20 protein-coding genes, 1 tRNA gene and 2 rRNA genes are annotated in these 23,308 nt (G+C 55.3%); 8 read left to right on the top strand and 15 right to left on the bottom strand.

Annotated elements, in window-relative coordinates; all coding sequences use genetic code 11:
• Positions 1–125 precede the first annotated feature (125 nt).
• The 3 genes from AC0JZ1_RS19920 (at position 126) to AC0JZ1_RS19910 (ending at position 3,678) form a co-directional block, all read left to right on the top strand.
• Positions 126–2,927, top strand: a 23S ribosomal RNA gene (locus tag AC0JZ1_RS19920).
• Positions 2,928–3,157: 230 nt separating this feature from the next.
• Positions 3,158–3,272: ribosomal RNA gene (gene rrf, locus AC0JZ1_RS19915) — 5S ribosomal RNA — on the top strand.
• A gap of 329 nt (positions 3,273–3,601) precedes the next feature.
• Positions 3,602–3,678, top strand: a tRNA-Met gene (locus AC0JZ1_RS19910).
• Between the two features lie 355 nt (positions 3,679–4,033).
• On the opposite strand, the gene AC0JZ1_RS19905 is transcribed toward AC0JZ1_RS19910, so the two are convergent.
• Positions 4,034–5,008 (bottom strand): helix-turn-helix domain-containing protein, encoded by a 975-nt coding sequence (locus tag AC0JZ1_RS19905; protein WP_471884176.1) that lies wholly within the window; start codon positions 5,006–5,008, stop codon positions 4,034–4,036.
• Between the two features lie 26 nt (positions 5,009–5,034).
• Between AC0JZ1_RS19905 and AC0JZ1_RS19900 the strand changes: the two genes are divergently transcribed.
• Positions 5,035–6,264 (top strand): serine hydrolase domain-containing protein, encoded by a 1,230-nt coding sequence (locus AC0JZ1_RS19900; protein ID WP_471884175.1) that lies wholly within the window; start codon positions 5,035–5,037, stop codon positions 6,262–6,264.
• A gap of 299 nt (positions 6,265–6,563) precedes the next feature.
• Positions 6,564–7,604 (top strand): porin, encoded by a 1,041-nt coding sequence (locus AC0JZ1_RS19895; protein WP_471884174.1) that lies wholly within the window; start codon positions 6,564–6,566, stop codon positions 7,602–7,604.
• Positions 7,605–7,915: 311 nt separating this feature from the next.
• On the opposite strand, the gene AC0JZ1_RS19890 is transcribed toward AC0JZ1_RS19895, so the two are convergent.
• Positions 7,916–8,815 carry an alpha/beta hydrolase family protein gene (locus AC0JZ1_RS19890; RefSeq protein ID WP_471884173.1) on the bottom strand — a complete coding sequence of 300 codons (900 nt, stop codon included), beginning with the start codon at positions 8,813–8,815 and terminating at the stop codon, positions 7,916–7,918.
• Positions 8,816–8,877: 62 nt separating this feature from the next.
• Positions 8,878–9,813, bottom strand: a complete 936-nt coding sequence (locus AC0JZ1_RS19885; RefSeq protein WP_471884172.1) for a hydrogen peroxide-inducible genes activator — start codon at positions 9,811–9,813, stop codon at positions 8,878–8,880.
• 392 nt (positions 9,814–10,205) lie between these two features.
• Between AC0JZ1_RS19885 and AC0JZ1_RS19880 the strand changes: the two genes are divergently transcribed.
• Entirely contained in the window at positions 10,206–11,204 is a 999-nt protein-coding gene (locus AC0JZ1_RS19880) for a sodium-dependent bicarbonate transport family permease (protein ID WP_471884171.1), read from the top strand.
• Between the two features lie 52 nt (positions 11,205–11,256).
• On the opposite strand, the gene AC0JZ1_RS19875 is transcribed toward AC0JZ1_RS19880, so the two are convergent.
• The 6 genes from AC0JZ1_RS19875 to AC0JZ1_RS19850 all read right to left on the bottom strand — a co-directional run bounded on the left by AC0JZ1_RS19875 (position 11,257) and on the right by AC0JZ1_RS19850 (position 15,483).
• On the bottom strand, positions 11,257–11,631 hold the full coding sequence (locus AC0JZ1_RS19875) for a DUF423 domain-containing protein (protein ID WP_471884170.1): 375 nt from the start codon (positions 11,629–11,631) through the stop codon (positions 11,257–11,259).
• Positions 11,628–12,026 carry a group II truncated hemoglobin gene (locus AC0JZ1_RS19870; RefSeq protein ID WP_471884169.1) on the bottom strand — a complete coding sequence of 133 codons (399 nt, stop codon included), beginning with the start codon at positions 12,024–12,026 and terminating at the stop codon, positions 11,628–11,630. The genes AC0JZ1_RS19875 and AC0JZ1_RS19870 overlap by 4 nt, the downstream gene beginning before the upstream one ends.
• Before the next feature lie 79 nt (positions 12,027–12,105).
• A complete protein-coding gene (locus AC0JZ1_RS19865) occupies positions 12,106–12,288 on the bottom strand; it encodes a hypothetical protein (RefSeq protein ID WP_471884168.1) in 183 nt (60 codons plus the stop codon).
• A gap of 124 nt (positions 12,289–12,412) precedes the next feature.
• Positions 12,413–13,189, bottom strand: a complete 777-nt coding sequence (locus AC0JZ1_RS19860; RefSeq protein WP_471884167.1) for an ATP-binding cassette domain-containing protein — start codon at positions 13,187–13,189, stop codon at positions 12,413–12,415.
• A complete protein-coding gene (locus AC0JZ1_RS19855) occupies positions 13,189–14,271 on the bottom strand; it encodes an ABC transporter permease (protein ID WP_471884166.1) in 1,083 nt (360 codons plus the stop codon). Before AC0JZ1_RS19855 ends, AC0JZ1_RS19860 begins: the two co-directional genes overlap by 1 nt.
• A gap of 186 nt (positions 14,272–14,457) precedes the next feature.
• Positions 14,458–15,483 (bottom strand): substrate-binding domain-containing protein, encoded by a 1,026-nt coding sequence (locus AC0JZ1_RS19850; protein ID WP_471884165.1) that lies wholly within the window; start codon positions 15,481–15,483, stop codon positions 14,458–14,460.
• A gap of 214 nt (positions 15,484–15,697) precedes the next feature.
• On the opposite strand from AC0JZ1_RS19850, the gene AC0JZ1_RS19845 reads away from it, so the two are divergent.
• Entirely contained in the window at positions 15,698–16,930 is a 1,233-nt protein-coding gene (locus AC0JZ1_RS19845) for an ROK family transcriptional regulator (RefSeq protein ID WP_471884164.1), read from the top strand.
• Positions 16,930–17,358 (top strand): RbsD/FucU family protein, encoded by a 429-nt coding sequence (locus AC0JZ1_RS19840; protein ID WP_471884163.1) that lies wholly within the window; start codon positions 16,930–16,932, stop codon positions 17,356–17,358. Before AC0JZ1_RS19845 ends, AC0JZ1_RS19840 begins: the two co-directional genes overlap by 1 nt.
• A 74-nt stretch (positions 17,359–17,432) precedes the next feature.
• Here AC0JZ1_RS19840 and AC0JZ1_RS19835 read toward each other — a convergent pair whose 3' ends face one another.
• The 6 genes from AC0JZ1_RS19835 to kdgD form a co-directional block, all read right to left on the bottom strand.
• Positions 17,433–18,713 carry a TRAP transporter large permease gene (locus AC0JZ1_RS19835; RefSeq protein ID WP_471884162.1) on the bottom strand — a complete coding sequence of 427 codons (1,281 nt, stop codon included), beginning with the start codon at positions 18,711–18,713 and terminating at the stop codon, positions 17,433–17,435.
• The gene (locus AC0JZ1_RS19830; RefSeq protein ID WP_471884161.1) at positions 18,713–19,234 is read right to left on the bottom strand and encodes a TRAP transporter small permease; all 522 of its coding nucleotides are present in this window, start codon (positions 19,232–19,234) and stop codon (positions 18,713–18,715) included. The genes AC0JZ1_RS19835 and AC0JZ1_RS19830 overlap by 1 nt, the downstream gene beginning before the upstream one ends.
• Positions 19,235–19,313: 79 nt before the next feature.
• Entirely contained in the window at positions 19,314–20,291 is a 978-nt protein-coding gene (locus AC0JZ1_RS19825) for a TRAP transporter substrate-binding protein (protein ID WP_471884160.1), read from the bottom strand.
• 58 nt (positions 20,292–20,349) lie between these two features.
• Positions 20,350–21,225, bottom strand: a complete 876-nt coding sequence (locus AC0JZ1_RS19820) for an amidohydrolase family protein (RefSeq protein ID WP_471884159.1) — start codon at positions 21,223–21,225, stop codon at positions 20,350–20,352.
• Positions 21,225–22,361, bottom strand: coding sequence for a mandelate racemase/muconate lactonizing enzyme family protein (locus AC0JZ1_RS19815; RefSeq protein WP_471884158.1), 1,137 nt, complete (start codon positions 22,359–22,361; stop codon positions 21,225–21,227). Before AC0JZ1_RS19815 ends, AC0JZ1_RS19820 begins: the two co-directional genes overlap by 1 nt.
• A gap of 11 nt (positions 22,362–22,372) precedes the next feature.
• Complete coding sequence (gene kdgD / locus AC0JZ1_RS19810) at positions 22,373–23,281, bottom strand: 5-dehydro-4-deoxyglucarate dehydratase (protein WP_471884157.1); 909 nt, start codon at positions 23,279–23,281, stop codon at positions 22,373–22,375.
• Between the last annotated feature and the right edge of the window lie 27 nt (positions 23,282–23,308).

Here is a 23,308-nt window from a genome sequence, read left to right as displayed (position 1 = left end):
CAATAAAGTGACCGGATCGAACACGTCGATGGCATTATTGATCTGACTGGGTTGTAAAAGGTAACCCGGTCTGTTGGCTGTTCTGAAGAATGGTTGGCTGAATGATGAGCATTGGCAATGAGAACGATTAAGTGTCGTAAGGGCATTTGGTGGATGCCTTGGCATGCACAGGCGAAGAAGGACGTGATACGCTGCGAAAAGCCGTGGGGAGCTGCGAATGAGCTTTGATCCATGGATATCCGAATGGGGAAACCCACCTTAAATGCTTAGAAAATCCAAACTGTCAGCGATGACGGCTTGGGTTTCTAAGCATTGTTTATAAGGTATCTTATCTTGAATACATAGGGGTAAGAAGCGAACGCAGGGAACTGAAACATCTAAGTACCTGCAGGAAAGGACATCAACCGAGACTCCGCAAGTAGTGGCGAGCGAACGCGGACCAGGCCAGTGGCAATAGGAAGAAAAGTCGAACGATTTGGAAAGGTCGGCCGTAGCGGGTGATAGCCCCGTAGACGTAAGTTGACCTATTGTCCTTGAGTAAGGCGGGACACGTGAAATCCTGTCTGAACATGGGGAGACCACTCTCCAAGCCTAAGTACTCGTGCATGACCGATAGCGAACAAGTACCGTGAGGGAAAGGTGAAAAGCACCCCGACAAGGGGAGTGAAATAGAACCTGAAACCGGATGCCTACAAGCAGTCGGAGGCCGCAAGGCTGACGGCGTACCTTTTGTATAATGGGTCAACGACTTAGTGTAACTAGCAAGCTTAAGCCGGTAGGTGTAGGCGCAGCGAAAGCGAGTCTGAATAGGGCGATTTAGTTAGTTGCATTAGACCCGAAACCGAGTGATCTAGCCATGAGCAGGCTGAAGGTTGGGTAACACCAACTGGAGGGCCGAACCCGCATCTGTTGCAATAGATTGGGATGACTTGTGGCTAGGGGTGAAAGGCCAATCAAACTCGGAGATAGCTGGTTCTCCGCGAAATCTATTTAGGTAGAGCGTCGACCGAATACCCTCGGGGGTAGAGCACTGGATGGGCTATGGGGACTCACCGTCTTACTGATCCTAACCAAACTCCGAATACCGAGGAGTACTAGTCGGCAGACACACGGCGGGTGCTAACGTCCGTCGTGAAGAGGGCAACAACCCTGACCTCCAGCTAAGGTCCCCAAGTCATGGCTAAGTGGGAAAGGATGTGAGGATCCCAAAACAACCAGGATGTTGGCTTAGAAGCAGCCATCATTTAAAGAAAGCGTAACAGCTCACTGGTCTAAATAAGGGTCTTTGCGCCGAAAATGTAACGGGGCTAAAGCCATGCACCGAAGCTGAGGATGTGGATTTATCCACGTGGTAGCGGAGCGTTCCGTAGGCCTGTGAAGGAGGACCCGTGAGGGCCTCTGGAGGTATCGGAAGTGCGAATGTTGACATGAGTAACGATAAAGGGAGTGAGAGACTCCCTCGCCGAAAGACCAAGGGTTCCTGCTTAAAGTTAATCTGAGCAGGGTTAGCCGGCCCCTAAGACGAGGCGGACACGCGTAGTCGATGGGAACCACGTTAATATTCGTGGGCCTGGTGGTAGTGACGGATTGCGTAACTTGTACATTCTTATTGGATTGAGTGTGCGGGGAAGCGGTTCCAGGAAATAGCTCCACCATTATAGACCGTACCCGAAACCGACACAGGTGGTCAGGTAGAGTATACCAAGGCGCTTGAGAGAACTATGTTGAAGGAACTCGGCAAATTGCACGCGTAACTTCGGAAGAAGCGTGACCCCTTTTTACGCAAGTAGGAAGGGGTGGCACAGACCAGGGGGTAGCGACTGTTTATCAAAAACACAGGGCTCTGCGAAGTCGATAAGACGACGTATAGGGTCTGACGCCTGCCCGGTGCTGGAAGGTTAAGAGGAGGGGTGCAAGCTCTGAATCGAAGCCCCAGTAAACGGCGGCCGTAACTATAACGGTCCTAAGGTAGCGAAATTCCTTGTCGGGTAAGTTCCGACCTGCACGAATGGCGTAACGACTTCCCCGCTGTCTCCAACATAGACTCAGTGAAATTGAATTCCCCGTGAAGATGCGGGGTTCCTGCGGTCAGACGGAAAGACCCCGTGCACCTTTACTATAGCTTTACACTGGCATTCGTGTCGGCATGTGTAGGATAGGTGGTAGGCTTTGAAGCGGGGACGCCAGTCTTCGTGGAGCCATCCTTGAAATACCACCCTTATCGTCATGGATGTCTAACCGCGGCCCGTTATCCGGGTCCGGGACAGTGTATGGTGGGTAGTTTGACTGGGGCGGTCGCCTCCGAAAGAGTAACGGAGGCGCGCGATGGTGGGCTCAGACCGGTCGGAAATCGGTCGTCGAGTGCAATGGCATAAGCCCGCCTGACTGCGAGACTGACAAGTCGAGCAGAGACGAAAGTCGGTCATAGTGATCCGGTGGTCCCGCGTGGAAGGGCCATCGCTCAACGGATAAAAGGTACGCCGGGGATAACAGGCTGATGACCCCCAAGAGTCCATATCGACGGGGTTGTTTGGCACCTCGATGTCGGCTCATCGCATCCTGGGGCTGGAGCAGGTCCCAAGGGTTTGGCTGTTCGCCAATTAAAGCGGTACGTGAGCTGGGTTCAGAACGTCGTGAGACAGTTCGGTCCCTATCTGCCGTGGGTGTAGGAATATTGACAGGATCTGTCCCTAGTACGAGAGGACCGGGATGGACATATCTCTGGTGGACCTGTTGTCGTGCCAACGGCATAGCAGGGTAGCTATATATGGAAGGGATAACCGCTGAAGGCATCTAAGCGGGAAACCCACCTGAAAACGAGTATTCCCTATCAGGGCCGTGGAAGACGACCACGTTGATAGGAGGCGTGTGGACGTGCGGTAACGCATGAAGCTTAGCCTTACTAATAGCCCGATTGGCTTGATCGTTCTCATTGTTCATGCTCATCGATAAATCGATGATCATCTGTTCAGCGCTCACGCATGAGCGGCTCAAAGGAGCCTATGCTCCGCGAGGGCGCCGGACGACCGGCGACGGCCTCTGGCCTGTATGGGTGCCTAACGCATACCAACAGGAAAGAAACGTTGCGGGTGACGTGTTCAAATCTGCAAACAGGTAAGTGCCTGTACCAGCTTCTCATCTGATTGCCCTTAGCCGACCTGGTGGTTATGGCGGGGCGGCTGCACCCGTTCCCATTCCGAACACGGCCGTGAAACGCCCCAGCGCCAATGGTACTTCGTCTTAAGACGCGGGAGAGTAGGTCGCTGCCAGGTCTGCTAAAGGCAATCATTATCTTCTCATCCGAAAACAAACATCGGCCCAGCCGAATGAAGGGTCGCCAAAAGCGACCCTTTTGCCGTACAGCCAACTGAAAATGGGCAAGGAGCTGCCCAAACCGCAATGGATCTGGAAATCAATCCACTGCATTAAAGCATCAGGAATTACCTCATGCGCTCCCCGGGCATAACCCGGTAATCTTGGTGACGCGGGAGAGGAGCTGCCCGTTCGGCCGGTAATCGATACTCAATCGATTACGAAATCGGCCTCACCTCGTCAGGCAAGCCTGATGTCGCTCCCGGGCATAACCCGGTAATCTTGGTGACGCGGGGTGGAGCAGCCCGGTAGCTCGTCAGGCTCATAACCTGAAGGCCGCAGGTTCAAATCCTGCCCCCGCAACCAACCAAAATCCCCACACCAATACAAAAAGCCTTCCCCACAAGGCCTCATCGAAGCCTCTCATAAACCAGAGGCTCGAGCCCTATTGACCTTGCCCAAAACCTTATCCAGTTCCGGCTTCGCTCCGCAGCTTCCGGTCGTTGTCTTTACGCCCGTAGCGGAGGGCTGGGGTGCGCGACACAGCCGTGCCCGACCTCAGCCCGCAATACCTTCCACCCTCATGCGCCCAACCAACTCCGACGCTCAAACACAAAACCGCAGAATAAGCCGCAACAAGAAATAGCAACCGTGAAGCAAGAAAAACAGAAAAACCGGCACGCAACACGATCCAAAACGCATCGCAGTGCCAAACACAGCATCAGACCCTAAACCCTCGCCCACGACGAAAGCTCGAAACTGCAGTCTCACCAAACATATCAAGATACGCACAAGAAAAACGACCAAGGTGGTAAAAACCAAAATCCATCGCACTACTCGTAACGCTCGGGTACATGCCACTCAGCAATCCCGAATGGACGCGATTTAATCTGATGAAGCGGTACCACTCATGCGCTGACAAACCGTAGGCATCAAACGTCGCAGTATTTAAATCCCTCAAACTCAATTCGAAGCTCGAAATAGTGGATGCTAATGTGCCCGCCTCCCAGTTCGGTGATAAGATAGTTTTCTCCAAGTTACGCAGGGCGTTCAGCATCCCGTGAGGTGATCGCTGCAGACCGCCTGATCCGCGGAAATCGCCTACACAGCCGACCAATCTGAGAAGCAGAAGCTCCTCCAATATTGAAGCGTCTGAAGGCTGAAGAGACGTGTGGTCGTCGATACCATGCAGGAGAGAGAGGAGCCAATCCTTCAATTCATCATCTTGCCTGCCTCGTACCCTTACTGATGCGACTGCGCCAGTGAACTGCGCGAGATAATGAAGCGGGATTTCGACGTGTAACAGACGGTTTTCTCCGCTGGGTACTGAGAGAAGCTCTGTTTCTCCGTATCTCAATGCTACAGCCTCTATTGGTTGTTCTTTCGCATTGACACGCCAAATACAGCTGTTCCCTAGCGGGAATAACAAACAGGCTTTCTCGGTCGGGCTATAACTTTCCTGCGCAATAGAAACGTTGACTTTTTCTTCTGTTATCTGGATTTGGCCTATCGCGATTGACTTGTTCTTGGCTTCAAAACGGCCTCTACCGAGTTGTCTGGTCTCAATATGCCAACCGTGCGCGCTTTGAGAGAGCTCAGAAATCTCATTGACGACTGTCGTCCATCGTTGAATCTGACCGACTGCCCAAGATTGCGGCATTTCAGCTTTTTCCGCCTGGATAGTCTGACCTTGCATGATGAGCCATCGTCGTCGGGTTTCATATGTACGGGAGGTTAGCTATGAAATTTAAAAGGTCCAGTTCAGTTTTCTTAGCATTGGCACTGTCGACGGTTGGAGTACAGGCGGAAGAATCCAAATGGACAACGCCTACTATGATCAATGCTCGGGCGGGTATGCTGGATTCCCATCTCAATTATTTGACGTTCCAGCACATGGACCAACTCTTCGCCACCCGTTCGGTTGCTGCAGGTGGTAAAGTCAAACCTTTTCCGAAGGACGTTCGCCCTATAGGAGATGAGTTTTCCTTTGGCGGCAAATCGCAAACGCTGAATAATTTTCTCGAAAGCACTTCGACCAACGCCCTTTTAGTCATCAAAGATGGAAAAATCATTCAGGAGATCTATCGCAACGGGAGCACCGAGAAGACACGCTTTATGTCGTTCTCCATGGCGAAGTCCATCACCTCGACATTGATTGGGCTTGCGGTCGCTGACGGGAAGATCAAGAGCCTGAATGACAAGGTGGTTGATTATCTGCCGGATTGGAAGAACTCTGCCTACGCCAATGTGGCAATTAAGGATCTGCTACAGATGCGATCGGGAGTTGACTGGAAGGAGGTCTATGAGTTTGGCAGCAAGACGCAGTTGACCGAGGTTCATGATAATGCCCTCGTCGCCTACAATTATCGCTGGTGTGACTATGCTCGGGATAAAGCCAAGACGCTAAAGGCTCCTGGTGAAGCATTTAACTATGCGACACTCGATACATCAGTTCTCGGTTGTGTGCTGGAAGCTGCCATCGGCGGTAAGGGTGCAAACTATCTGAGCGAGAAAATCTGGAAGCCCGCAGGAATGGAGGCGGACGCATTCTTCGTGCTTGATGGGCCAGATAATTTTGGACGCGAATTCTACGGGGCCGGCTATAATGCTGTCCTTCGAGACTATGGTCGTTTTGGGGAGTTGTTCCTGAATGGCGGAATGGCCGACGGCAAACAGATTGTTCCCCAGGAATGGGTAAAGGCCGCGACCGCCACGACGCCAGATCCCACACCGGCCGATCCGGATCTCAGCCTCGGCTACGGTTACCAATGGTGGACTATACTCGGCTCTGATGCCTATGCGGCGATAGGCCTCTTCAATCAGTATATTTACATCGATCCTACTCAGAAATTGGTGATCGTGAAGCTCGATGCTCCGCCTCAGCCAAATGGTTGGGATAAGGAGAACCTAGACTTCTTCAAGAAGGTGACAGAGAATCTGACAGGCAAGTGAACCTAGCTTTTGGATATCAGGCGCCTTTCGCTTCCCGCGAGAGGCGCTTTTTTTGTAAGAGCGAGCCTCCCACGCGGTTGCTGAGATCGTGACACTGCGGTTTTGTTAAGTCTCTGATAACTAGTTGTTGCGCAATTGCTACATACCTCAATTTAGAATCTGCTTTTTAAATTCATTCGAGCATGAATGATTGCGCGTGTGCCGATTCTTCTGCCATTTAACGTCCAGCGCAAATCATCGTGGCAGGGAAACGCTTTCAGATCTGCGCTGCCAGACGAAAAACATGACTGGAGGTCATTATGAACATCAAGAGCCTTCTTCTCGGCTCCGCTGCAGCTCTCGCAGCAGTATCCGGCGCTCAGGCAGCCGACGCAATCGTAGCCGCTGAGCCGGAGCCAATGGAATACGTTCGCGTTTGCGACGCTTTCGGCGCTGGCTTCTTCTACATTCCTGGTTCTGAAACCTGCCTCAAGATCGGTGGCTACGTTCGTTTCCAGGTTGACGTAAACCGCGGCAACCTCGCAACCAACGGCCGTACGTCTGACTGGGATGCGTTCACACGCGGCCAGCTCGACATCGACGCACGTTCGGATTCTGAACTCGGCACGCTCCGTGGCTTCATCGGCCTGCGCGGCGATGCAGACAGCAATGCAACCCGTGGCGTTGCCATCGATCAGGCCTTCATCGAACTCGGTGGCCTCAAGGTTGGTTTCTTCTACAACTGGTGGGATGACGGTCTCTCTGGCGAAACCGACAACCTTGCTAACGGCACGACTCGCTTCAACGCGATCCGTTACACCTACACAGCTGGCGCATTCTACGCTGGTCTCGCTGTTGACGAACTGGAAGGCGCTTCCTTCTCCGTCAACACTGCACGCGCTGTTGAGCCAAACAACAACGTTGGTATCGAAGGTATCATCGGCGGCGCATTCGGTCCTGCTAAGATCGCTGTTCTCGGCGGTTACGACACCGACCAGGAAAATGGCGCAGTTCGCGGCATCATGACTGCTGACCTCGGCCCGGGTACGCTCGGCCTCGCAGCAATCTGGGCTTCTGGCCAGAACGCTTACTACGACCAGTCTGAGTGGACTGTTGCAGCTGAATACGCTGTAAAGGTCACCGACAAGTTCAAGATCACCCCCGGCTTCCAGTACTTCTGGAACATCGACCAGAACGCTTCTGGCGATTTCGATGGCGATCGTGACGGTTGGAAGGCTGGCCTGACGTTCGACTACCAGCTCGCAACGAACCTCTCCACGAAGATCGCTGTGAACTACAACGACACCGAAGGTACACGCGAATCTTGGGACGGTTTCGTCCGTCTTCAGCGTTCGTTCTAATCTGACCTCTTGAAGGTTTGATTGAAGAAGCCCAGCCTCACAGCTGGGCTTTTTTATGTTTATGTTGGTACCTTTGCTGAATTAAGCTTGGTCACGCATAACGTGATCTCTGGGTACCTCGAAATTTTACTGGATTTCCATTTTTTTAGAGACATCTGATTCAAAAGTTGCTAAAGATAACCTTGAGTTAGATGAGGCTCTGATCCACCCCAAGCTTGCTTGGGAGAGCGCAGATGGCTCCAGTCAAGTTCCTCTGTTTCTCCAAGCAGAGGTTTAAACCTCCCCGGCCTGCCTGGGGAGGTTTTTTTGTTTTAGGTGTCCTGGCTGGCGTTCAACCATTCTACGGCAAGCGGCCAAAGCGTGTTGCGAAAGCGATCATGGAAATAGGCGAAGTGGCCAATTGATGCCACGCCTGCCGCTGCGGGGTCCAGACGCTGGATGGTGCACTGGCTGCCAGTGTAATAACTCAACAGGCGCTGAGTGGCGGCGGAGGTTGCGAAGGGATCGTCAACTGCGGCAAGAGCCAGAATAGAGGCCCTTACCTTCGAGAGGCGGCGCTTCAATTCGCTTGAGCGCGTCTTACCAGTCGTTGCCGCATCCTGGCGAAGACTTGTTTCGAAAGCTGGCCCCATTCCGGCCCAATCCAAAGCGACACCCGCCGGTGTGTCTTCCATCCAGCGCAAGCGCTTTGCTGGGAAATATCCCAATATTCGTGTGAGTACGGGCATGACCAAATGCCATTTGAAGAACATCCCCAGACGCTTGTCCTTCGCGTAATCCCGCCAATAGGCAAACTGGGCACCGACTGTGACAATACGGGAAAACCGTACGGACGAAGGTGCAAGACCAAAGGCAAAGCCGCCAATGGAGTGCGCTACGCAGAGCAATTCATCCGGGTGTGCGGTATCTATGAGATGACGGATTGCACCCTCTATGTCATGCTCGCCCCAATCCGCCCAGTCGGCTTGCAAGCCACGGAGGCTGGCTGGACGTGAGGCGCCGATACCGCGATAATCGAAGGTCATCACGTTGAAGCCGTTTTCATACAGGTAGTGCGCAAAGCGCGCATAATAGCGGCATTGGACTGAGGTGGCGCTGCAGATCAAAACGGCTGATCGTTGTTGGCCACTATCCCGGTGAAGCCAAAGAAAACCTGCAAGCTGCTGTCCATCTGCTGCGGAAAACGCAATAGGTTGACCGATGATGTTCATGTTATCCATCCTCACCTCGCGATCATGCATGGGTTCGGATGTGGATCAATTGGCTTGAAGTCTTAGTCAGTTCTGAGGCTCGATACATTTGGCAGATGTTCCTGAGCGAACGTGCGAGCGTGGGATGCCAGCCTTTCATAGTGCGATGTCCGTGCACTGTTTTTACGCCAGAAGAAACCAATCTCTCGGCTTGCGGGCCAATCGGAAATGGTAAGGAGAGCAAGGTTTGATTCACGAGGCATTTCTGAGCGCACATATAGCTCTGGAAAGAGCGAAAGGCCCATCTCAATGGATACCATTTGTCTCAATGTATCCAAGCTAGTCCCTTCATAGTCCTCCGCCATGATGGCACCTGATAGTGAGGCAAGTTGTCGTACGTTTTCCAACAGGCGATGGCCTGATCCCAGCGTGAGCAGAGTTTCGCCCTTGAGGTCGGCAAGCTGGATAGAGCCTGCGCTTGCAAGCCTATGGGCACGTGGCACACCCAGGAAGATCTGTTCTGTGCAAATCTGCTCGAAGGTGAGGGTTGAATCATCTTGAGGTCTCTGGCCAAGAGCGCAGTCAATCGTGCCGTCCCGGACGCCTTCTTCCAGATAGCGAGGACGGTCCTCACGCACATGCAGCCGCAATTGCGGATAGCGCTGGTGCAGTTGCGGAAGTACGGCTGGGAGAAAGTAGGGGCCAAAGGTTGGTACAGCGCCGAGGCGGATTAGCCCACCAAGATTGTCGCGGCCTACTGAGGCGATGGCAACGATTTCATCCAACGTAGAAAGCACTGTTCTGGCAGCCGCTGCAATATCCCTGCCGGCGGGCGAAAGGGTTAAAGAGCCCGGCGTCCGGTCAATCAGGCTAATGCCCAGTTGCTTTTCGAGCAGGCTGATTTGCACCGATAGCGTTGGTTGAGAGACGTGACATTTCTCGGCAGCACGGCCAAAGTGGCGCGTGGCATCGAGCGCCAGCAGATATTCCAATTGACGATGACTGGGGCGAAACGGCATGATGATAGATATTATCTATGACGATGATGCTGTCAATCAATTGGAGCTATGATCTGCCTTGTGGCAAACCCTCTTCAACTCAGGAGATGAAGATGCCGCCTATCAAGCTCATCATACATAAATCGGGTCGTAACTCTTCGGATACGAACGCCGATAAGGGGTCCGCGCTTGCTACGCATCTCCGATGCATCAAGATCCTCAAAACGCAGATTAAAAACGATCGCGAACCATCAAAAGAACGTTGGGAAGGGAGGATCATACCTTAACCATCAGGTTCGCTGATCAACTGCTCAGATAATTACCATTACCCACCCCTAATTCATTTTCCACATTCTCGAACGCTGGCGTTGCGAGCTGGTTTGATGGCGGCTGGCCATCAAGAGCGCTGACGCATGCCGACAGCAAAGGCACTTATCATGGATATGTTTCTCTCAATCGCGCGGGATAACCTAGTTTCGGCCCCGGTTCTCTTCTTCGCCCTTGGCTTTCTTGCCACGCTTGCTGGCGGCAAGCTCAGCCTGCCGGATGGGGTATCGCGAATGCTGGCACTTTACCTCATGCTTTGCATTGGCTTCAAAGGCGGTGCGGCAATGACGGATTCGCTCGCCAAGGGTGAATTTCTCATACTGCTGATGATGGGAATTGGTCTTTCTGCTGTGTTGCCGCTGATCAGTTACGTCCTGCTTGCGCGGATGAGCAGGCTTCCGATGGTTGAGCGTGCTGCTGTGGCAGCCCACTATGGCTCAATATCAGTCGTCACCTTTGCGGCCGCTACCGATGCATTGAGCCGTCTCGGTGTGGTGACGGATGGTTACATGGTGGCCGTTGCTGCTGCCATGGAAACGCCAGCCATAATCTGTGCGCTTCTCATTCTTTTCGGATTTAAAGGTGGCACGACAGGTCAAGCCAACTACCGGCATGCGCTGGCTGAGGTTTTCCTCAATGTCACGGTCATCATGCTTCTTGGCTCCTTTGCCATCGGCCTTGCTACGGGCCAGAAGGGGATGAGCGAAATGTCGGGCTTCATCGTAGCACCTTTCCGCGGCATTCTCTGCCTGTTCCTCTTCGACCTCGGTGCGAAAGCCGCAGGTGGATTGCGGACCAGCTGGAGCGACCTGCGGCTGCCGCTTCTCACCTTTGCCGTCCTGATGCCGATGATTGGTGCTGTGTTGGGCGCGAGTGCGGGTTGGCTTGCGGGTGCTTCACTCGGCAACACGGCGCTTCTGATGGTTCTGGCCGCAAGCGCATCCTACATCGCAGCGCCTGCAGCCATGCGGATTGCAGCGCCAGAAGCGCGGCCCACCATCTACCTCGGGCTGTCGCTTGGCATCACCTTCCCTTTCAATCTGGTGATTGGCTTACCGGTTTATTTTGCCTTGGCAGGCGTGTGAGCCCGACACGACTGCCAGCGAAGCACGCCTTCCGCGAAAGCGGGAGGCGTTGTCATTTCTGATGCGGCTTTTGCGGGAAGAAGCTGCCCGCTGCCAGAAGAAGCCAGCCGAGCATCATGGCAATCCCACCACTTGGCGCGGCCATTGGAAAAAGCGCTCCTTGGCCTAAGTGACGCGACAGGAGATCGCCCACAAAAAGAACCGTGCCGAGGCCCAGGACCAGCGCCGCTAGGTTAGCCGTTCTGAGCCTTTCGTTTGCAAGCCATAGACCCAACAAAACAGGGGCATGGGCAAGGCACATGGTAGACGCAGAGCCAAGCAGGCGAACATCGTCGCCATGGCTTGCGGCAGCGGCGAGACCGACGCCGGACGCTCCCAGAATGCCGGATATAAACAGGATGAGTGGACGGTAGCGAACTAGGTTCAACCTTGCTCCTCCCGGTTCTGCATGTGGAAGGCCAGGCGCTCTATGGGTGGCCATATAATATCACGAAGCTTAGGGTTAGCTATTGTATCGTCCATGGCCCGGCGAAAGCAAAGCAGCCACTCATCTCGCTCTGCCACCCCAATCGGAGCCGAAAAATGGCGAGCACGCAGTCGCGGATGCCCGTATTTTTCCACATACACGGGTGGACCACCCAGATAGCCCGTCAGATAATCATAAAGCTTCGCTTCGCTTCCTGACAAATCTGCCGGGTGGATTGCCCGGCATCTTGCTGCTTCGGGCAGTTCATCCATCAATTGGTAAAAGCGGCGAGTTAACGCCTTCACGGTGTCATCGCCACCTATGGCCTCATAAAGGGTAATGGTCTCGCCGCTCATAACTTATCATCCGGTTTCATACCGCACGTAATCGCAAGCGCCTCTGCCTGCAAGCGGGCATTCAGCCGCAGTGGTTTACTTACTCTGAACCAACATCGGCATCGCCGTGGTTCTTGTCCGGCAGCGATCCGGTACCCGGCGTTTTTTCATGGTCGGTCAAGGTGTCGCGTGCATGAGGTCCGGCAGCAGGCATGTCTCGATCCGGCTTTGAATTGACGTCCTGTTGCTCGATAGATTTTTGTGCGCTCTTGTCGTCGGTCATCATGCTCTCCTTTCCTATGAAACGGAGAAGGTCCTTGCGCAGTTCCGGTAGCAAGGCTTTCAGCATAAAAAATGGGCCACGCCGGGGTTCGTGCGTGACCCAACTAGGCTGTCGGTCAGGAGATCTAAGCCGCCAGCGGTTCTGGAGCCTTGGCGCCAGTCATGAAAGCAACCGCGTCAGACATCGAATAGTCCTTCGGATTGATAACGGTGAGGCGGCGTCCAAGCCTGTGAATGTGAATACGGTCCGCCACTTCGAATACGTGCGGCATATTATGCGAGATGAGCACGATCGGAATGCCGCGAGAGCGCACGTCGAGGATCAATTCCAGAACGCGGCGGCTTTCCTTCACACCGAGTGCAGCCGTGGGTTCATCCAAAATGATGACCTTGGAGCCGAATGCTGCGGCACGAGCGACAGCGACACCCTGGCGTTGACCGCCCGAGAGCGTTTCAACAGCCTGGTTGATGTTCTGGATCGTCATCAAGCCAAGTTCAGAGAGCTTTTCACGGGCAAACTTTTCCATGGCTGGACGATCGAGAGCCCGGAAGACGCTGCCCATCACGCCTGGTTTGCGGATTTCGCGACCGAGGAACATATTGTCTGCGATCGAAAGAGCCGGAGAAAGAGCGAGATTCTGATAGACCGTTTCGATACCGGCCTTGCGCGCCTCTATGGGTGAGCGGAAGCTGACGGTCTTGCCCTCCAGCTTGATCTCGCCTTCATCCGGCGTAATGGCACCGGATATGGCCTTAATCAGGGATGATTTGCCAGCACCGTTATCGCCGATAACGGCGAGGATTTCGCCTGGATAGAGATCGAAGTCTGCATGATCGAGCGCCGTCACCTTGCCATAACGCTTGACCAGACCATGTGCGGAGAGAATGGGTTCTTGTGCCATTAGCCTGCTACCTTTCTGATCCACTGGTCGATTGCAACAGCAGCGATGATGAGAAGACCGATCAACATGTAGGTCCATTGCGGGTCTGTTCCGATGAGGCGCAGGCCAAGCTGGAACACGCCGACGATCAGTGCGCCGAAGAGCATTCCGAGAATGGAGCCGCGTCCGCCGAAAAGAGATAGGCCGCCGATCACAACCGCAGTGATGGACTCGATATTCGCAAACTGTCCAGCTGTCGGGGAAACTGACCCGATGCGGCCGATGAGTGCCCAACCGCCCAGCGCACAGATGATGCCGGAGATGGTGTAGACGGAAATCAGCATGCGGCGCACGTTCACGCCGGCCAATTCCGCAGCATCCGGATCGTCGCCCACTGCGTAAAGATGGCGGCCCCAGGCAGTGTTGTTCAGCACATACCAAAGCACGGCGACCAGTAGCACCATGGCCACGACGCCATAGGTAAGCACGGCGCTGCCGAGGCGTAGGTTATAGCCAAAGAATTGCAGAAGCGGCGCATTGGCTGCCAGATCCTGCGAACGAATGGTCTCGTTGGCGGAATAGAGGAAGTTCGATGCCAGAACGATCTGCCACATGCCGAGCGTCACGATGAACGGCGGCAGCTTGACGCGCGCGACCAGCAGGCCGTTAATCAAGCCGCAGGCTGCGCCGACGCCAAAACCGGCGAGAATGGCGAGCGGCGTGGGTATGCCATAGTGAATGGCGAGTTGGCCCATGACGACGGATGACAGAACCATGATTGCGCCAACCGAAAGGTCGATACCGGCAGTCAGGATGACGAGCGTCTGGGCTGCGCCGATGATGCCAGTGATGGCAACCTGCTGGAAAATGAGCGTCAGGGAGAAGGCGGAAAAGAACTTGGTTCCAAGGATGGAGCCGAAGATCGCGACCGATAGAAGCAGAACCAGCAGAGGCACGGCGGCAGGATTGCCGTGCAGGAAATGCTGGAACTTCTGGATCGGCGTTTTGTCGTTGCCGTCGAATTGCGCGACCTGTGTCGAGCTTCCCGAAAGCACTTTTTCATATTCAAGATGCGGTTTGCTGGCGGCTTGTGGCTCGCTCATGTTTCCCTCCCTTGTGCATCGCGTTCGGGATGCGAGAGCCGACAGAACTTCAACAGAATTACTCTGTCGGCGATGGAAAAATCATTCTTCTATCTTTGACGGCAAGGGGTGCCTTGCGGCGCAATGAATAGTCAAGAAAGGCGGCCGAAGCCGCCCCTCCGTATGCTGATCAGGCAAGAGCCGGGATCAACCCCAGCACTTGTTCGTGCCTTCCTTGGTGTCGATGGACGGAACGCCCTTGGCTGCCTTGTCGGTCACGAGCGAGACGCCGGTGTCGAAGAAGTTCTTGCCTTCGGTTGGCTTCGGCTTGGTGCCGTCCTTGGCGAAAGCAGCAATTGCTTCGATACCCTTGGATGCCATCAGCAGCGGATACTGCTGCGACGTTGCGCCAATCACGCCTTCCTTGACGTTCTTCACGCCCGGGCAGCCGCCGTCGACGGAAACGATCAGAACGTCTTTCTCCTTGCCAACAGCCTTCAGCGCTTCATATGCGCCAGCAGCAGCCGGTTCGTTGATGGTGTGAACGACGTTGATGTTCGGGTCCTTCTGGAGAAGGTTTTCCATGGCCGTACGGCCACCTTCTTCGTTACCATTGGTGATATCGTGGCCGACGATGCGCGGATCGTTTTCGTCACCGATCTTGTTCGGGTCCTTCGGGTCGATGCCGAAGCCGATCATGAAGCCCTGGTCGCGCATGACGTCAACGGAAGGCTGTGCAGGCGTCAGGTCGAGGAAGGCAACCTTGGCATCCTTGGCCTTGTCGCCAAGCGTTGCTGCAGCCCACTGGCCGATGAGCTTGCCAGCGAGAAGGTTGTCGGTCGCGAAAGTCGCGTCAGCTGCATCGATAGGATCGAGCGGCGTGTCGAGAGCGATAACGAGAAGGCCAGCCTTGCGTGCTTCAGCAACGGCAGGCACGATGCCCTTGGTGTCGGAAGCAGTGATGAGGATACCCTTGGCGCCGTCAGCGATGCAGGTTTCGATTGCTGCGACCTGACTTTCAGAGTCGCCGTCAATCTTACCAGCGTAAGACTTCAGCGTAACGCCAAGTTCCTTGGCCTTGGCCGTCGCGCCTTCTTTCATCTTAACGAAGAATGGGTTCGTATCGGTCTTGGTGATCAAGCAAGCCGAAACTCCGGCTGCCGAAGCGGGAGCAGCAAATGCCACGCCAAGCGCCAGAGTTGCGAAAGCAGCAGTGAGAACAGTTTTCTTCATAAAGCTCCCTCCCAGGATGTGAGCGTTTCCGCAGTGCGGATTGAAAGCGGGCTTCGACCGGTATGGTGACCGACGCCTCCTCCAAGCCGCCTGCCCGTACCCTCATAATGTCGAAACTTCTCACGCTGTCAATAATTAAATCCAATTGATTTATTAATTGGCTGTCGCTAAGTTAACTCTTGAGGAGGCCAGGGGACCTTAGGGAGGGGTGACCATGACCATTCACAACAACCAGACCGAGAGCGGCATGCCGCCGCCCGCTGTCAGCTTCGGCGGGGGCTCCAATCAGGTGCGCGTCCGCGCCCATAATGAGCGGCTTGTTCTTTCGCTGGTGCGTTTGCACGGCTCATTCTCAAAGGCTGATATTACCCGGGCGACCGGGCTTTCTGCGCAGACTGTATCCGTCATCATGCGTTCGCTTGAAAACGATGGACTGCTTTTGCGGGGCGCTCCGGTGCGTGGGCGTGTGGGTCAGCCGTCCATTCCCATGCGGCTTAACCCCGATGCTGTTTACTCGTTTGGCGTGAAAATCGGTCGGCGCAGTGCCGATGTCGTGTTGATGGATTTTGTCGGACGGATTCGGCAACAGGTTCGCCAGATTTACGCCTATCCTCAGCCGAACGAAATCATCTCTATCATCATGTCCGGTATCGAAACGCTGGAGGCGCAGATGTCTCCTGAGCAACTGACTAGGATTGCCGGACTTGGCATTGCGGCACCTTTCGAGCTTTGGAACTGGGCGGAAGAAGTGGGCGCACCACCGGGCGTCATGGATGAATGGCGTGGCTTTGATCTTCAGGCGGAGATTGCCTCTCGCGTTCGCCATCCGGTGTATCTCCAAAATGACGCGACCAGCGCTTGTGGTGCAGAACTGGTATTTGGTGTCGGACCTTCCTATCCTGATTTCGTCTATTTCTTCATTGGCTCCTTCATCGGCGGCGGCATTGTCTTGAACTCAGCTGTGTTTTCCGGTCGCACCGGAACCGCAGGGGCGCTTGGCCCGCTTCCTGTTCGCGGCAAGAATGGCGAGAACCGGCAGTTGCTGGATATCGCCTCGATCTTCGTGCTCGAAAAGCTGCTGCTGGAGCGTGGTATCGATCCGCAACCGCTCTGGTATTCCGCCGATGAGTGGGTGGATTTTGGTGAGCCCTTGGAGATCTGGATTCGTGATGCCGGCGAGGCGCTGGCTCAAGCTGTGGTTGCTTCCGCCTCCGTCATTGATTTCGGTGCTGCTGTCATCGATGGAGGTTTTCCGCCCTGGGTGCGAAAGCGCATGGTGGAAGCGACCATCGCCGCAGTCGCAAAACTCGACCTTCAGGGCGTGATCATCCCGGAAATCATCGAGGGCGCGGTTGGCTCCCAGGCACGCGCAGTCGGCGGTGCCAGCCTTCCCATCTTCGCTCGTTACCTCATAGATCAAAACGTACTGTTTAAGGAACTGACCTGATGCTCAAGGGCCTCAATCCGCTGCTTAGCCCCGGACTTCTTTACACCCTTCGCGCTATGGGCCACGGCGATGAGATCGCCATCGTCGATGGCAATTATCCTGGTCTTGAACATGCACGACGCCTGATCCGCCTGGATGGTCATCATCTGATGCCGGTTCTCGATGCTGTTCTATCCGTCATGCCGGTCGATGATTTCGTGCCGGAAGCCATCTTCCGTTCCACGGTTGGCAAGGAGTTAGAGAAGCTCGATCCGGTTCATGAGGAAATGATTGCCTGCTGCGCAAAGCATGAGCCACAGCGCAAGGTCAAGCCGCTGCTTGGCCCGGATTTCTACCCTCGTGTGAAGGCAGCGCATACGGTTATTCAAACCGGAGAACCCCGCCTTTACGCCAACATTATCCTTAAAAAGGGTGTGATTTACCCATAAGCGTCCTCCCAAGGACATGAGAAAGGCCCGGCAAGACATATGTTCTTGCCGGGCCTTTTGTGTGCTGGGATCTTTTATCGGAAGAGGCTTGGCAGCCAGAGCGACAGCGACGGTATGTAGGTTACTAGCATCAGCACAGCGAGGCTTGCTCCAAAGAAGGGCCAGATAGTGCGCATGGCTTCCCGAATAGTAATCTTGCCGACAGCACAGGAGACGAAGAGAACCGTGCCGACCGGCGGTGTGTTGAGGCCGATGCCTGCATTGAGGATCATGATGACGCCGAAATGGACGGGATCGATACCAAAAGCCTTGACGACGGGCAGCAGGATCGGCGTCGCGATGATGACCATAGGCGCCATGTCCATGAAGGTGCCAAGCACCAACAGGATGATGTTGATCATCAGAAGAACGATGATCGGATTGTCCGAGATCGCGCTGATAGCAGCGATGATCAGTGTCTGGACCTGCAAGAATGCCATGAGCCAGCCGAAGGATGCAGCAGTACCGATAACAAGCAGCACCATGGCCGTCGTGCGCACTGCGCCCATGACTGCCTCGACAAAACCGTCCCAGTTCAGTTCGCGGTAGACCAGCATGGCAACGAGGAAAGCATAGATGACGGCAATGCACGAGCTTTCAGTCGCCGTGAATATGCCCGAGCGGACGCCGCCGAAGATGATGGCGATCAGCAGGATGCCGGGCAGCGAGGCGAGCAGATAGTAGCCAACGCGGGCAAAACCCGGAAAAGGGTCTGCCGGATAGCCGCGCTTGACGGCAACCCACCATGCGGTGAACATCAGCGCTCCGGCAAGCAGGATGCCGGGAATGATGCCAGCGGTAAAAAGATCGGCGACCGAAACATTGCCGCCAGCGGCGATCGAATAAAGGATCATGTTGTGCGACGGCGGGATCATCAACGCGATGATCGCGGCATTGGCCGTTACGTTGACCGCGTAGTCCCGGTCATAGCCGCGTGCCGCCATTTGCGGAATCATCAGGCCACCGACAGCCGATGCATCCGCAACAGCTGACCCGGAAATGCCGCCAAACAATGTGGAGGCAACGACGTTGACCTGACCGAGGCCGCCGCGCATATGGCCAACGAGACCTGCCGCAAAGCGGATCAGCCGAACGGCGATACCCCCGCGAACCATCAAGTCACCGGCGAAGATGAAGAACGGGATCGCCATCATGGCAAAAACGTTCATGCCGGAATTCAACTGCTGGAAAATAACGACCGGCGGCAGGCCCATGTAGAGGATGGTAGCGAAGGAGGCTATGCCGAGGCAGAAGGCGATGGGCATGCCAATCAGCATCAGGAAGGTGAAGGAGCCGAAGAGAATTGTGTAGGCCATTATGCTGCTTCCTGAACTACGACGTCCGCAGCGATTTCATCGCCAAGCACGACATCCGCGAACCGTTCCAACCCGAAGATTGCGATCATCGCACCGCCGACGATCATAGGAATGAAGTCAACGCCGCCTGGCCAACCGAGGACGGGAAGGGTGGCTGACCAGGTTCCCGCCGCAAGAAGAGCAGCGTAGTAGGCCATTCCAATGCCGAATAGAACGATCAGGCCGAGGCTTAAAAGATCCATTGCCTTCTGAACGGCTGGAGGCATGACGTGGCGGACGATGTCGAGGCCGAGGTGTACGCTTTCGCGCACGCCAACGGCCGCGCCCAGCATGATGAACCAGAGCATCAGGTAGAGCGACAGTGGCTCCGACCAGCTCGGGGAGTCATTGAGCACGTAGCGACCGAAGACCTGCCAGCCGACAATAACAGTCATGATGATCATGCCGAGACCGGCGATGTAAAGAGAAAGACGGCTGAGGCCGTGTAGTAGGGGGCGTATACCCCGCATGAAGTTTCTCATGTCCCCAATTTCCCTTGCGCTGTCTTATCCCGCGCATTGAATGGAAAAAGCCGGCTCGCAATGAACCGGCTTTTCTTGATTATTTGACATCCTGAATGCGGGTGAGGAGGTCCTTCAGCTTTGGATCAGTGACGAATTTGTCGTAGACCGGCTTCATGGCTGCCGAGAATTCTGCCTTGTCGACCTTGATGACGTTCACGCCGGCGGCACGAACCTTCTCTTCGGAAGTCTTTTCGCGTGCCGACCATAGTTCGCGCATTTTCACCACGGATTCCTTGGCAGCATCGCGGATAATTTTCTGGTCTTCCGGCTTCAGCTTGTCCCAGGACATCTTGGACATGACCAGGATTTCCGGGTTCAGGGAATGTTCGGTCAGCGTATAGTTCTTGGCAACTTCATAGTGACGAGCAGATTCGTAGGACGGCCAGTTGTTTTCAGCACCATCCACCACGCCAGTTTCCAGTGAGGAATAAACCTCACCCATGGGCATCGGCGTTGGGTTTGCGCCGAAAGCCTGCATCATGGCGATCCAGAGGTCGGATTGCTGAACGCGGATCTTCAGGCCCTTGAGGTCGGCCAGTTTCTCGACCGGCTTCTTGGTAGTGTAGAAAGAACGTGCGCCGGAATCATAATAGGCGAGACCCACCAAGCCGTGCGGCTCAAAGGCCTTCAGGATTTCATCGCCAATCGGTCCATCGACCGTCTTGTGCATATGGTCGGTCGAGCGGAAGAGGAACGGCATGCCAAGCACCACCGTTTCCTTGACCAGATTGTTGAATGGGGCCGCATTCACGCGGTTCATGTCGATAACGCCGAAGCGCGTCTGTTCGATGGTATCCTTCTCGCTGCCGAGAACGGAATTGTTCATCACCTGAATGGCAATGCGGCCATTGCTGCGTTCCGAAACGAGCTTGCCCATATATTTGACCGCTTCCACGGTCGGGTAGCCATCCGGGTGGATGTCTGCGGAACGCAGGGTGATTTCCTGCGCCTGGGCGGTGAGGGCGGTGCTCATGGCAAGACCAAGAGCCAGCCCCAGAATTTTAGACAGTTTCATTGCATTCTCCTCCTCAAGATGCGCAGTCGTCTCCTCCGCCTGCGCGCGTATGTTTGGGTCAGACCATTGTCCACCGTGGCAGACCAAAAAGTTCCTCGGGATTGTCAACGAGCGCGCGGTGGCGAGCAGCGTCATCGCTCAGCCAGCTCAGAACCGTTTCGGTCAGAGCTGCGTCGTCTGGATAATCCTTCTGTTCCCTGGCAAGGTTGTGCGGCCAGTTGGTGCCCCATACGATCCGTTCTGGGGCATAGGCTCCCACATCGCGGGCAACCGCTGCGGCATCGGCAAAATCCGGTGCCGGTTCTTTTGCGCTTTCATAGACGCCAGCGAATTTGAACCAGCATTTTCCAACGTCGATCAGCCGCTTGAGGGTTGCGATCTGTGGGCTTTCCGGTGTTACGCCGCAGAAGAATTTGCCGTGATGGTCGAGAACCCAGCGCGAGGCGAGCTTTTTCAAGCGCGGCTCATGTTCCTCTATATTGCTGCCATCGAATTGCACTGCCAGCATCCAGCCCCGTGCGGCGGCTTTGGCATCCAGGGCCTCAAGGGCTGAGAGATCGGTTGCGCCTCCTGGCAAATCCATGATCCGCAGGCCGATGACGCCGGCTTCCTCAAGTTTGTCCAGTTCATCCTCGGAAACATCCGGTCCGACGGCTGCTACACCACGCGCAACGTCGCCCATCTCCTTCAGGCAGGCGACAAGATTGCTGTTATCGCGCTGTTGGGCATTGCCTTGGGTGATAATTACACGATCAATTCCGAGCCAGCCCATGACTTCACGATACTGATCTGGTGTCGGCAGTTCGCCAGCTGGAAGCGGTGGCCCACCGGCCAGGGCCGGAAAGCCCGGCAGATACATATGCATCTGAGCGTCCACTGCTCCGGCGGGCAACTGAATGGATGGTTTGCGGCCGGAGGTGGGGCGGATCAGCATCAGATATCCTTCATCTTGAATTCGGTCAGCGCATCCCGGTTGATTTCGATACCGAGGCCCGGGCCGTTCGGAATGGCAACCACGCCGTTGACGTGCTCGATCGGGGTTTTGATGACGGCCTGGCGGAACGGATTGTCGGTCCGGTCGAACTCCAGAATAGGCTCGATGGGGTTCACACGAACCGGGCTCGGCACCATGGCAGCCATGAATTGGAGCGCAGCGGCAATGTGAACGGCAGTACCCCAAACATGCGGAACCACGCGGATACCGTGAAGGGCTGCCAGATCCGCCACGCGCTTGGCTTCTGTGAAGCCACCGACACCAGCGAGGTCAGGCTGAAGAATATCGACGCAGCGTGTCTCAATAGGTTCACGCATGCCCCAGCGGGAATGCCATGTTTCTCCGCCTGCAACAGGTAGAGGCTGGCGCGCGCGCACTTCGCGGTATGCGGCCAATTGTTCTGGCACCACCGGTTCTTCGAACCAATCAAGGTTCAATTCCGCGGCCGCCTGACCGAAACGAACAGCTTCCACCACGTCATAACCATGGTTCGCATCCACCATGATGCGCATATCCGCACCCACCGCGTCGCGGGCGGCACGAACAACACGCAGATCTTCCTCGACGCCAAAGCCGATCTTGATCTTGGTGGCGTGAAAGCCTTCTTTCCAATAGCGGGCAACATCCGTTGCGTTGTCTTCCACACGGTCGACGCCATCGCGCTTGAAGCTGCCGGTTGCATAAGCTTTGATGCTTTCGCGGAAGCGGCCACCAAGAAGCGTGGAAACCGAGACACCGAAATGTTTGCCCTTGATATCCCACAACGCAATATCAATACCGGAGAGAGCGGTAATCGTCAGTCCGCGCTGCCCCTGATCGCGCAACGCATTGTAAAGTCGCGCCCAAATCTTCTCGGTTTCCAGCGGATTTTCGCCAATCAGCCAGTTGGAATAGGCCTGCACAACTGCCGCATTGGGCCGCGCCGGGCCGAGGCATTCGCCCCAACCCGTTGTGCCGTCGTCACAAACGATCTCCACCAGAATGTGCGCGCGCCGATCAAAGCGCATTGAGGCGCTCTCAAAGGCCACGTCCAGCCGGTGTTCCAAAAGATGCGTACGGACTTCAGCGATCTTCATAAGGTGTTCCTTCAGCCACGCTTCCAGGGGCCGATGAGGTTGAGCAGCATCTCTTCCTCTTCGCGGGTCAGGTCATCCAGTGGCGGGCGAACCTTGCCCGCATCAAAGCCCTGAAGCCGCACGCCTGCCTTGATGGCAGCAACGGCGTAGCCTTTGCGGCGATTGCGAATGGCCATGAACGGGTAGAAGAAGTCTCGCAGGATTTTTTCACAATGCTCACGCTCACCCGAACGCAGAGCCTTATAGAATTCGACCGCGAGACCCGGCACGAAGTTGAAGACGGCTGAGGAATAGGTGGTAAACCCTGCACCGAGATAGGCTTCCGCAAAGAGTTCCGCCGTTGGCATGCCACCGAGATACATCAGGCGGTCGCCCATGGTGGCTGTCACTTGGCGTACGAGTCCGATATCGCCAGTGCCGTCCTTGAAGCCGACCAGGTTCGGGCATTCGTCGCAGAGCCGTTTCAGCGTATCCACAGACAGAATAGAATTGTCGCGGTTGTAAACCATGACGCCGATGCCAACCGACTGGCAGATCTTCTTGACGTGCTGGTAAAGACCTTCCTGAGGAGCATCGATCAGGTAGTGAGGCAGCAGCAGGATGCCATCCGCGCCAGCCTTCTCGACCGATTTTGCAAGCTCTACACCCACATGGCTGCCAAAGCCGCAGCCGGAAACGATTGCGGTTTTGCCGGATGCTTCCTTGGCGGCTTTCACGATGCCAGGAATTTCATCGGGCGAGAGGGAAAAGAATTCTCCGGTGCCGCCAGCTGCAAACAGAACCGGCGCTTCGAAACCAGACAGCCACTCAACATGGCGGCGATAGCTTTCAGGCTGGAACTGACCTTCGCCATCGAAATGGGTGACAGGGAAGGACAGAAGGCCAGCGCCCAGCGCCGCCTTGATATCTTGAGGCGTCATTTTCGAAATATCCTTTGGTAGAAGTTC

It is taken from the genome of Affinirhizobium capsici, from assembly GCF_977018625.1.
Note: the sequence above shows the minus strand (reverse complement) of the source record. Positions and strands in the feature narration are given on the sequence as shown.